General features: G+C 38.0%; 10 protein-coding genes and 1 pseudogene. 3 read left to right on the forward strand and 8 right to left on the reverse strand.

Features of this window, described 5'->3' with window-relative positions; all coding sequences use genetic code 11:
* Nucleotides 1-140 precede the first annotated feature (140 nt).
* The 3 genes and pseudogenes from IM450_RS19460 to cbiD form a co-directional block, all read right to left on the reverse strand.
* Nucleotides 141-1,262: pseudogene (locus IM450_RS19460) on the reverse strand (DUF262 domain-containing protein); the annotation flags it as partial.
* 88 nt (nt 1,263-1,350) lie between these two features.
* Nucleotides 1,351-2,976 (reverse strand): glutamine-hydrolyzing GMP synthase, encoded by a 1,626-nt coding sequence (guaA, locus tag IM450_RS19465; protein WP_287664657.1) that lies wholly within the window; start codon nt 2,974-2,976, stop codon nt 1,351-1,353.
* Nucleotides 2,977-3,116: 140 nt separating this feature from the next.
* Nucleotides 3,117-4,244, reverse strand: a complete 1,128-nt coding sequence (gene cbiD / locus IM450_RS19470) for a cobalt-precorrin-5B (C(1))-methyltransferase CbiD (protein ID WP_287664654.1) — start codon at nt 4,242-4,244, stop codon at nt 3,117-3,119.
* Between the two features lie 699 nt (nt 4,245-4,943).
* Here cbiD and IM450_RS19475 point away from each other — a divergent pair.
* The 3 genes from IM450_RS19475 to IM450_RS19485 all read left to right on the forward strand — a co-directional run bounded on the left by IM450_RS19475 (nt 4,944) and on the right by IM450_RS19485 (nt 6,753).
* Nucleotides 4,944-5,150 carry a hypothetical protein gene (locus tag IM450_RS19475; protein WP_002800555.1) on the forward strand — a complete coding sequence of 69 codons (207 nt, stop codon included), beginning with the start codon at nt 4,944-4,946 and terminating at the stop codon, nt 5,148-5,150.
* 176 nt (nt 5,151-5,326) lie between these two features.
* On the forward strand, nt 5,327-6,424 hold the full coding sequence (locus IM450_RS19480) for an RRXRR domain-containing protein (RefSeq protein ID WP_002800554.1): 1,098 nt from the start codon (nt 5,327-5,329) through the stop codon (nt 6,422-6,424).
* Nucleotides 6,425-6,483: 59 nt separating this feature from the next.
* On the forward strand, nt 6,484-6,753 hold the full coding sequence (locus IM450_RS19485; protein ID WP_002800553.1) for a DUF4351 domain-containing protein: 270 nt from the start codon (nt 6,484-6,486) through the stop codon (nt 6,751-6,753).
* Between the two features lie 157 nt (nt 6,754-6,910).
* On the opposite strand, the gene IM450_RS19490 is transcribed toward IM450_RS19485, so the two are convergent.
* The 5 genes from IM450_RS19490 to IM450_RS19510 form a co-directional block, all read right to left on the reverse strand.
* Nucleotides 6,911-7,369, reverse strand: coding sequence for a hypothetical protein (locus IM450_RS19490; RefSeq protein ID WP_287669695.1), 459 nt, complete (start codon nt 7,367-7,369; stop codon nt 6,911-6,913).
* Complete coding sequence (locus IM450_RS19495; RefSeq protein WP_287669697.1) at nt 7,370-7,675, reverse strand: hypothetical protein; 306 nt, start codon at nt 7,673-7,675, stop codon at nt 7,370-7,372.
* A 164-nt stretch (nt 7,676-7,839) separates the two neighbouring features.
* Nucleotides 7,840-8,130 (reverse strand): nucleotidyltransferase family protein, encoded by a 291-nt coding sequence (locus IM450_RS19500; protein WP_287669699.1) that lies wholly within the window; start codon nt 8,128-8,130, stop codon nt 7,840-7,842.
* A gap of 76 nt (nt 8,131-8,206) precedes the next feature.
* The gene (locus IM450_RS19505) at nt 8,207-9,007 is read right to left on the reverse strand and encodes a hypothetical protein (protein WP_287669700.1); all 801 of its coding nucleotides are present in this window, start codon (nt 9,005-9,007) and stop codon (nt 8,207-8,209) included.
* A 134-nt stretch (nt 9,008-9,141) separates the two neighbouring features.
* Nucleotides 9,142-10,656, reverse strand: a complete 1,515-nt coding sequence (locus IM450_RS19510) for a type IV secretory system conjugative DNA transfer family protein (protein ID WP_287669701.1) — start codon at nt 10,654-10,656, stop codon at nt 9,142-9,144.
* Nucleotides 10,657-10,782 lie beyond the last annotated feature (126 nt).

The following is a 10,782-nucleotide window of genomic DNA, read 5'->3' on the forward strand; positions in this document are numbered from 1 at the left end:
TTCTAGCAAATAGAGAGAATTCTTGTCCATTAAGAAATGTTACAAATTACATGGGTACATTAAGAAAAGTTAAGGGGTTACATCCATTGATGGATAAGGGTTTTCGGCTATTATAGTATATATGTATGGGGGGAAGTTCAGGTATTTGTACTAATTAATACAGCATTTTTAAATCGATCAACGGCAGTACGACATAAACTTTTAAATGCTTCTTCTACCTGTTCTTTGTTTGTCTCGGCAGCTGCTCTCATTAGATCATCGCAAAAGTAAAAAACCATCACATCTAAAATTGCTCGATTGAACTGACTTCGATAAGTTGCCGATTCAGGCAGCCAGAGACGGGAAAAGTTTTTCTCTCCAAAAATATTAATCGTTGTCTGGACAGCTTTTTCAAATTGATCAATAATATTTTTGATTTCTTCTGAGTTTTGATCCCATCGAGCATTAAGCGAAACACAAGCATTATCAAGAAATTTTTTAAGATCACCGCGATAATCGGATAAATAATAATGAAAAGCTACATAACGCAATAATATATCAGTGTCGCGCATCCGGAAATCGGGATAGGAAGATTTAAATATTTTCTTTAATGCTTGACTTTCGATCGCTCGATCATCTAAAAAATTAATAAAACCCCCTGGGTGTAATGCTTGTCTTAATTCTTGAGAAGACAAAGGGGTATTTTCCACATTGAGACGCAGAAAAATTTTATGGAGGAAACTCTCCGTTTTCCAATTACGGATAACAATCGTGCGGATAGTTTGATTATCCAGTTGGTCTAAGAAATCATTTAAATTGACGTCATTTTTTAGATCTTGATATTGGCAGCCATTGAGATTATCTAAAAATTCTAAATCTTTTAAAGTAAAACTATTATTAGGTGTGTCACTGTCACCATAAAACTGTAAAATTGTTAGTAGGCGTTGTTTGCCATCAAGAACGATAAATTTACCTTTTTCCTTATTATTAGCAGCTAAGACAATCAGTGGGACTGGAAACCCTAGAATTAGGGATTCAATAAATCGACTTTTACGAGTAATATTCCAAGCATCTCGTCTTTGAAAGCGCGGATTAAGTTGAATATTTTCTCGAATTAATTGATCGCGGATCGTTGCGGTAGTCCAATCACTGCTGGCAACAACAGTCTCGGAGATTTCTTTGAGTTGTAGCTTTTTTTGGTTTGCTGATTCTCCTTCAATATCTTCTTCTTCTTCCGCAAAATCCACCTCTTCTCTTTCTTCCAACATCTCTAACTGTGCCATGGTAGTAATTAATCTCCTCAATTGTCTATTCTGCAAAAATCCCGCCCCAATATTTGGACGGGAATAACAATCAATCAATAATTCAATACTACTCCCATTCTATAGTTCCGGGGGGCTTAGAAGTAATATCATAAACCACGCGGTTAACTCCCTTAACTTCATTGACAATGCGATTAGAAATTGTCTCCAATAAATCATAGGGAACCCGCGACCAATCGGCAGTCATTCCGTCTTCACTGCTGACTAAACGTAGGACAATAGGATAAGCGTAGGTACGTTGATCTCCCATTACTCCCACACTGCGGACAGGCAATAAAACCGCGAAAGCTTGCCAGAAATCGTGATACATTCCCTGCTTATTAATCTCGTCGCGCACCACCCAATCTGCATCGCGCAAAATATTTAATTTATCTGCGGTGACTTCCCCTAAAATGCGAATCGCTAAACCGGGGCCAGGGAAAGGTTGACGACGAACAATTTCTTCCGGAAGACCGATTGATCGACCTAATTTTCTCACCTCATCCTTAAATAATTTTCGCAGGGGTTCGACTAATTTAAACCGGAGATTTTTCGGCAGTCCACCAACGTTATGATGACTTTTAATTTTAACCGCGACTCTTTCCCCGGTTTTGGGATCCACATTACTATCGGCCGATTCAATCACATCGGGATATAAAGTTCCTTGGGCCAGATAATCAAAGGGTCCCAAACGATTCGATTCTTCTTCAAACACCTGAATAAATTCATGGCCGATACGACGGCGCTTTTCTTCGGGATCGGTGACACCGGCCACTTGCGCTAAAAATCGCTTTCTAGCGTTGACATACTCGACTCTAATATGGAATTGCTCGTTAAATATCTGCATTAATCGTTCTGGTTCACCCTTACGCATGAATCCCTGATCGATAAACATACAGGTTAGTTGATCACCGATCGCTCGATGCAAGAGGAATGCTAAGGTAGAGGAGTCCACACCGCCAGATAAAGCCAATAAAACTCGCTTATCGCCCACTTTTGCCCTAATTTCTCGGATCGATTCCTCGACAAAAGCTTCCGTGGTCCAAGTGGGTTCGCATTTGCAGATATGATAGACGAAATTGCGAATTAAGGCGATTCCTCCCACAGAATGGACAACTTCCGGGTGAAACTGCACTCCAAAGAGTTTTTTCTGGTGATCGGCAATGGCCGCACAATCGGTATTATCGGTATGAGCGAGAATTTCAAAACCCGATGGCAATTCCACGCAGGAATCCCCGTGACTCATCCAAGCGGTGGAACCGTCCTCGACATTGGTTAACAAATCGGTAGGATCGTTGATAAATAGGGATGCTTTGCCGTATTCGGCCCGTTTTGCCCGTTCTACCCTGCCCCCTAACTGCTGTACCATCAATTGCATCCCGTAGCAAACTCCGAGGATGGGTACACCTAAATTCCAAATTTCGGGATCACAGTGAGGCGCCCCTGGATCATAGACGGAATTGGGACCGCCCGAAAGAATTATTCCTTTCGGGTTGATTTGGGCCAATTGTTCGGCGCTGGTACGATAGGAGAGAACTTCGGAGTAAACGTTCGTTTCCCTGATTCTGCGGGCGATTAATTCAGAATACTGGGAGCCAAAGTCAAGAATGATGATTATTTGACGATTAAGGCTATTAGTGAAGGACTCTGAGGGCAAAGTCTCTTGGGGGGTGGGAAGGGGGGTTTGAGTTGTCACTACGATCAAAAAAAGAAACTGGCAGGAAAAGGTTAAAGATTTGTGAACTAAATCGGCTATTGTTCTGAAAATAAGCTAGAATAGTTTAGCCTTATTAGTTTCATTTTTTAAGACTAAATATTCCCACGATCATAGCACGGTCACTGGGGAGTAACTGGTAGATTTTGCAAAAATTTAAGGCCATTTTCGCTTTTGCTGATCAAAGAACGAGAGCGATCGAATAAAATACAACCGACCCCAAGATGACCGTTACTGTGGTTATAAACGTATTCTTGGCAACGGCGATCTATAGTATTAGCCATTTCTCCATAGATGCGTTCCACCCAATTATCGCCCGTTTGCCGGTCTAATTGACGCAGATATTCCAGACCGTTTTCGCTGGTGCTACTGTCAAAAATTTGCCGGAGATGGGGGGTAGCTAAACCCATTTTAGCGGCGTAGGCGGTGAGAATTTCCCGACGACCATCGGCCAGATGATGGTGAGTCTGAAAGATTCCCCCGGCAAGTTTAATTAATTTACCGTGATAACCAAACAAAAGAATTTCAGAGATTCCCTGTAATTGTGCCTCTAATAACATCGGCCCGATCCAATTGGCTGTTTTTACCAAAATATCAGGATTAATACCCATTTGAGGGGCTAAATCTAAGCCATTTTCCCCGATACAAAACACCAAGCGATCAAAACGAAGGGATAAATTTTTTAATTGCTCGCGAAAGATTTCCAACTGTCCGGGGGCGCTCAGGGGTTGGGAAATGCCAGTGGTACCCAACAAAGATAACCCCTCTACTACCCCAAAAGCGGCGTTAGAAGTCCTTGTGGCCAGTTTTTTGCCTTCTGGAAGAATAATCGTCACTTTGATGCTTTCTTGGGGCAGTAACAGGGGTCTGAGGTTTTCTTGCAGCAGACGCTGGGCATAACTATAAATAGCTGATTTTCCGCCATTATCAACCTGTAGGCCGATTCCTTCGCCGCCTTGAATCTCTATCTCTTGATTACCCTTTTTTCTTTCTACTAACGCCCATATAGGGGTATTTCTAGTTAAATCTAAATTATCCCCCGGATCGCTGCGGGTGATGGCTAGGGCAGCATCGGGGTTGAGTCGGGCAACTTGTTCGATGGCAATTGTAACGGCTTCTGGCGGTTCTAAAAGATTAAAAGTAACGGAATTTAGCTCATTTTCGCCGTGGAGATGCTGGAGAGATGCGATCGCACTGGCACAGGCAAAAACCGGTAAAGTGTAACCGGAACGGGGTGGGGAGATAGACATGAATAGGGTCGATAGCCAATCAAATTAGCCGTGATCTCATTATATAACTAAGGGGCAACCTCTGCTATTTTTGATGATTGTTTGACATCCTCACCCTGGGTGCAGAGGATGTCAAACGCTATTGGCAATTGGCCAATTTTGTGATACACTTGCCTATAAGAATTTTAAGGGATACTAGCAATTAGAATAGTTAAAAACTCGACTTATTTGGTCGATTGTTGCTTAACAATTGAGATGGCAAATTCTACAATGAGACTAATTTATGATATGATGAAAGAATGTATGATAATGTTTGTCGAATCTTAGCGTCACTTTTTTCAAGGGATATAGCCACTTGGTTAATCGGAGAACCGATTACATTAACCGAGTTGGAACCGACTGAGTTACTGATAGATCCAATTAGAGTAGATAGTTTGATTTTTTTACAATCAGAAGACTTAATTCTTCACATCAAATTTCAGACAGATCCGAAAGAAGATATTCCTTTTAGAATGGCTGATTATCGTCTGAGGATTTATCGTCGGTTTCCTCGAAAAAGAGTTTATCAAGTGGTTATTTATCTGAGAAAAAAATCAATCTGCTGCTGTCAAAATTAATACCTTTGAGTTATTAGAACTACAACATCGTTATAATGTAGTTAGACTCTGGGAAGTTCCCAGTGAAACTTTTCTAGATGTATCAGGTTTACTTCCGTTTGCGGTGTTGTCTCAAACTGATAATCCAGAAAAAGTATTACAACAAGTAGCTCGTCAAATTGAAAAAATTTCTGATAACATAGAGAGAAATAACATTGCTGCCTCAACTGGTATTATTGCAGGGTTAGTTTTAAATCAATCTATCATTAAAAGATTACTCAAGGAGGAAATTGTCACTAACCCCGCCCTAAAAGGGACGGGGCTTGCCTAGACCAATTTAGGCGACGCAAGTAGAGACTACCGCATTGAGACACAATCTGGCACAGACTTCCGAATACTTCCCTAGTTCGGATTACCTCTCAGCTTTATTGGTAAAGCGTTGTTAGACAAGACATCTTGATTGTGTTGCGGTAAGGGACTTTAACTTCACTCTTAAGGATTATCTCCATGGCAAGAGTTCCTGTTATCTCAAAAGACGGAAAGCCGTTGATGCCCACTAAACCCAGTCGGGCCAGACGGTGGATTAAGGAAGGAAAAGCTATCGGTAAATTCAACGACTTAGGTATTTTCTATGTCCAGCTAACCGATGAACCTTCCGATAGTAAAACCCAACCGATTGCCATTGGTATTGACCCGGGTAAATTATTCTCTGGAATTGGCGTTCAATCCTCTCTTTTTACTCTTTGGAAGGCTCACTTAGAACTTCCTTTTAAACGAGTAAAAGAGCGCATGGACAATAGACGGTTAATGCGAAGAGGACGTAGAGGAAGACGGATTAACCGCCAACTTCCTTTTAATCTAAGAGCGCATCGACAAAAACGATTTTCAAATAGAAGACAAGGAAAATTATCCCCCTCAATCAGAGCTAATCGTCAACTTGAACTTCGAGTCGTTTCCGAACTAACCAAAATCTATCCAATTACCGATATTTATTTTGAGTACATCAAAGCCGATATTGATCTAACTTCCGGTAGAAAAGGAGCTAAGTCTGGAAAAGGTTTTTCGCCGGTTATGGTTGGACAAAAATGGGCTATTGAGCAACTGTCTCAATTGGCAACAGTCCATACTCGCTTTGGTTGGCAAACCTCTAATCTCAGAAAACATTTGCGACTAGAAAAGTCTAAAAATAAAGCAGAACAATCACCCGAAAGTCATGCTAACGATGGAATTGCTCTTGCCTGTTTTCAATTTTTAGATTATTTGCCATTCCATACTTCTAATGGACATGGATATGATTGGAAGGGTTATGTTAAAGTAACAAACGCTCCCTTTGCTGTCATCAAACGTCCTCCTGTTAGTCGTCGTCAACTTCACCTGATGGTTTTTTCTAAGGGTGGTAAACGACGTAAATATGGTGGCTCTACCACAAGACATGGGTTCCGTAAAGGAGATTTAGTTTCTTCTCCCAAAGGGATTGGTTATGTTAGTGGAGATACCGAAAAACAGCTATCTGTAAGCGATACCAGTTGGAAACGATTGGGACAAATAGCTGTTAGCAAGATTCAGTTAATTCGTCGTTCTAACGGTTTAATTGTTTCTCACTAACTTGTATAAAGCCGCCCTCCGCTATCGCTAAAGGGCGGGGTTTCAGACCCATTTTTTCGATGAAGGAATCGGTTATTTATCAAGAAATTCTCGCTAAAGGAATCACAGAAGGTGAGATTTTAGGCTTTAAAAAAGGCGAAGCCAATCTAATTCTTAAACAAATTAATCGCCGAGTTGGTAATATTTCAACTGATTGGGTCAACAAAATTCAAGAATTATCTTTAGAACAATTAGAAGATTTAGGAGAAGCTTTATTAGATTTTACCTCTCAATCTGATTTAATTAACTGGTTTAATTATCTTGAAGAAAATAAAAAAAATATTAGATAGTTACACCCTGCAATCTAATAAATAATACTTGTCATTGATGAAAATTTTCTTTCCTGATCATAGCATTTTACCCGTACACAACCAATAACGCTATATTTGAGGAATTAAATCAAAGCGATCGCCTATAGCATTGTATAATAAAGTTGTCTTGAAATAATTAAGAGAAATTTACATAACTACTGATATAAATTAACGGAAGTTCTAGTAAATCTCGCTGATAAATGCTAGTAATAAAGAAACGTGCAGCCTTTTTTCGATGCTGATTTAGTCGTTGAATTTGAGACTGTACGGGGGTAAAATAACGATGATAAACATAACTGTCTTTTTCTTGCCAATTAAGGTATTGATAATGAGGATCATAAGCTAGTTTTTTAGCTTCTTCCGTGAGATTAATCGGACAGAGATCCACTTTATTTAAACAGATTAATAAGTGAGAAACTTGAGAGCATTCTTTGAGCAAAAAGTCAACCCATTTTTCAAATATTTTGATCCATTGTTGACGAGTAATAAAATGATCTAGATTGTCTTTTTCAGGATTAATAATCTCTCGATAAGGTTCTAAAATAACTAAAACCGCATCTGCTGTCTGAATTTTATTTAATGTTTCTTGCCACATCTAATCATGAACATCTTGCCAAGATTTTCGCCAAATTTCTCCTAATGTATCAATTATATCTAAGTCAATTGTTTGAAGACCAGCTGTTAAATAAGCCTTAAACTCCATATATGTTTCAGAAAACCCGCATTTTCCTCCGTTTCTTGTTCCGGCTATTGTAATTCCTCTATCGTCAAGTATAAAAGATTTCATGAATTTATAATCGGGTTCTACAACTTTGATATAATGACCATCAGGATTAAGAATTTCTAGACAAAGATGTGTTTTTCCTGCAATGCGATCGCCGATACAAATAATTTGATTCACTTGTTTAACCTCCATGTTGTCAACTAATTGTAATTCTTTTCATTGGCAATAATTTGATGATTGAATTAATAAAGATTGATAGAATCTGTCTTTTCTCTCCTGTGTATAAGATTCGATTCGTTCAATTCTATCTAAAATATCACCTAAATAAATTAAGTCATCATTCATAAAGGAATCACCTCTTTCATGATTCTTTCCCGAAAACAATCTCGTAAACTGTTAATAGTAGCCACATCAACCTTACAGCCTAAATAATCTTCTAAGTCTTGAATTAAACCAATTCTATCTAATAAGTTGCGCCCTTGTTCCATTTCTACTAAAAAGTCAATATCACTGTCATTGCTGTCTTCTCCTCTGGCAACTGATCCAAATATGAGAATATTAAATGCTCCATGTTTTCGAGCAATTTTTATAATATTCTCTCGTTTTTCTTGAAGAAGTTTATAGCGTTTCATTTTTATAATTTCCCGAATATTTTTTAAGCAAGATGAGTTTTTTCTACAATAATTATAGTATTTTACCCGTACATAACTAATATAAGGGTTCAATTAGTCCAAAAGGTTGCCATTCTTGATGATTTCTAATCACGGCCATTGTTCCCCGTTTACTTTTTGATATAATAATTGAATTTGGTTCACAATATTTACCAAATACTCCGAAGGATGAAGTGGTAAAATATTCAACTTTTCCCTTGTCCTCCTGAGTCCAATTTTCTAGGATTGCATACATTTTAGGAAAGCGTCTTTGTACCAGACCACGAGGATCATCTCGATTAACCCAAAGTTCTGATAAATCACATTTCGTGACAGCAAAAGCGATAGGACAACCTTGCGGGTTCCGCTGTGTTAAATCTGTGGTAAATTTTTCTAGAGACTTAGCATATACCTCATCTTCTCGATGAGATGTTCCATCTATTGGTAAGAAATATTCACCTATATCACTAAATAAATTATCATAATATTCTGTGAAGTTATTAGATGATGAAAACTCTTTAATATCTCTCAAGAGAGTATCTGGCATATCGTAGATACCAAATGAAACTTCTTCTGTATTTTTAGCCCAAAATAATCCTTTTATTTCCAGAGTAATAGTAAAACTATAGAAAGGATGCTGGCAAAAGCTATGGTATAATTTTCCTGCTTCTAACATCACTTGCTCTTTTAAAATGTTTTCTGCCTTATAACTCAATTTTCTTTCATCCGCACTAATCGGTGTTACTTGACAAGATAACACCTTTAAATATTTTACCTGATGTTTTTGATGATAAGCTAAAGTCGCAAGATAAGTGCTTAATCTTGATGCAGAAGAACCTATACCTATGATAATAGTCATAACATTACCTCAGAGAAATAATGTGTTTAAAAAGGTTGAATAACTGGACAATTAACCCCAGCAACTTTAATCATAACAAAGGATATAGTTAGGGACATAATACTATTATGTCTTAAGTTTACCATTTTCATCTTTCACTTAACAGAATAATCAGTTAAAAAAGGTTTAGTTACTGGACTATTAGACGCATTAATTCTAACGATAGCACTGCGATTACTTCTGAGTTTAGCATAGGGATGAGAGGTAATCTCTCTAATACCTAAAATGGGAATCCTTTCAAATCCTACATTTCTTTGACCAAAAGGATTTGCGCCGACTACACCTTGATTTACCATTGTAATTATTTGACGAGAATATTCTCCTAATTGTTGACTTAACCATTCAGCCGTTTTATGACTAACTCCTTGTAAAAATATCTGAGTTCGACAATTATTTAAAGCGGGTAAAGTTTTATCAGAAAATTGATCAATGTGTTGACACATCAAGACGACTCCTGCTTTAGCATTGCGTCCAATAGCGGTTAATTCTTCATAATCAAGATTCTTTAAGCGTGCTGCTTCATCACAGATAAAATAAGTGGGTATCCAGTTATGTTGAGGGTTTCTTAAACGACGATACATCACATTCATTAAATAACGAATCATAACCGCAGCTAAAGCTGAACCAAATTTTCCATCGGCTAAACTTTGACCAATGACTAATGTATGACGATTTTTGCCATTAAAACTTGATAATAAATAAAGATCACTTTTTCCGTCACAAATCGCCTTAACATCTCTATCTTGGAAAGGTGTTAATTTATTCAATAAAAAACTAATATCTAAGCCAAAACGATCATCAGGTAAACTTAAATAAGATAACTTAGCTTCCCATTGTGCCATAATATAAGGATTGGGAAAACAATGTTGTAATAACGCTCTCATTCCATTTCGATCTACTAATAATTCGGGTAATTCACTCGGTTTAATTTTGACAATATTTTGCTTGCGTGCGCTGACAACTACTCCTAAAATAGCGGTTAACCAGCCAATATCTCGCACCCAAAAAGCAGCATTTTGATCATTATCATTGATATCGCCATATAAGGCCTCCGCTAATGCTCTAATTTCCTTTTCTGTACCGTATTTTTCCAATTCTTCTAGGAAATTCCAGACAATTCGATGATTCCGATTACTAATATCCCACGTCATCAAACGAGAGCCAGTTTTTTGTGTCATAGGGAACAGACGAGCGCTCAAAAATCCCGCCGCATCAACCACAATTAAATTACTAATATTCATTAAATTTTCGGCAGATTTAAGCAAAAATTCCGTTTTTCCTGCCCCTGTTGGGCCAACAATTAATAAGTGTTGATGAAGATAGTCATGAGGAAGCCAAACATCCCGACGACGATTACAGCTATTATTACTAATTTCGACGTAATTTCCGAGCCAAAAGTCGCCATTATTAGCATTTCCTAACGCCAAATTACTAGCTTCTTGTTTATTAGCAGTTTGCGAGTAATCATAAAGTTCATTGTAACTAACCCCCGGTTTTAAGGATTCTCCTGTCCCTAAAATTAGCAATTTTTTTCCGAATAGGAGACGATTTCCGCCTTTAAACCCTTGATTTAATGTCCATCCTAATCCTTTTGCCGCAGCAATTCTCATTTTGAAAACAAAAGAAGATAAAGTTCTCTTGTTCACATAGAGAACTTCTGTCTAATTATCATTTTTTTTCAAGATAATCATCATAATTAGCTTCAAGAGACAGTTTTAAAATATCTGCCCATAAAA

Origin of the sequence: Microcystis sp. M083S1, from assembly GCF_020246405.1 — a bacterium.
GTDB lineage: Bacteria > Cyanobacteriota > Cyanobacteriia > Cyanobacteriales > Microcystaceae > Microcystis > Microcystis aeruginosa_C.

Excerpts from the sequence above, each read along its gene's own strand:
- cbiD (WP_287664654.1), bottom strand. The coding sequence starts at position 4,244 with ATGTCTATCTCCCCACCCCGTTCCGGTTACACTTTACCGGTTTTTGCC.
- IM450_RS19480 (WP_002800554.1), top strand. The coding sequence starts at position 5,327 with ATGGCAAGAGTTCCTGTTATCTCAAAAGACGGAAAGCCGTTGATGCCC.
- IM450_RS19485 (WP_002800553.1), top strand. The coding sequence starts at position 6,484 with ATGAAGGAATCGGTTATTTATCAAGAAATTCTCGCTAAAGGAATCACA.
- IM450_RS19490 (WP_287669695.1), bottom strand. The coding sequence starts at position 7,369 with ATGTGGCAAGAAACATTAAATAAAATTCAGACAGCAGATGCGGTTTTA.
- IM450_RS19500 (WP_287669699.1), bottom strand. The coding sequence starts at position 8,130 with ATGAAACGCTATAAACTTCTTCAAGAAAAACGAGAGAATATTATAAAA.
- IM450_RS19505 (WP_287669700.1), bottom strand. The coding sequence starts at position 9,007 with ATGACTATTATCATAGGTATAGGTTCTTCTGCATCAAGATTAAGCACT.
- IM450_RS19510 (WP_287669701.1), bottom strand. The coding sequence starts at position 10,656 with ATGAGAATTGCTGCGGCAAAAGGATTAGGATGGACATTAAATCAAGGG.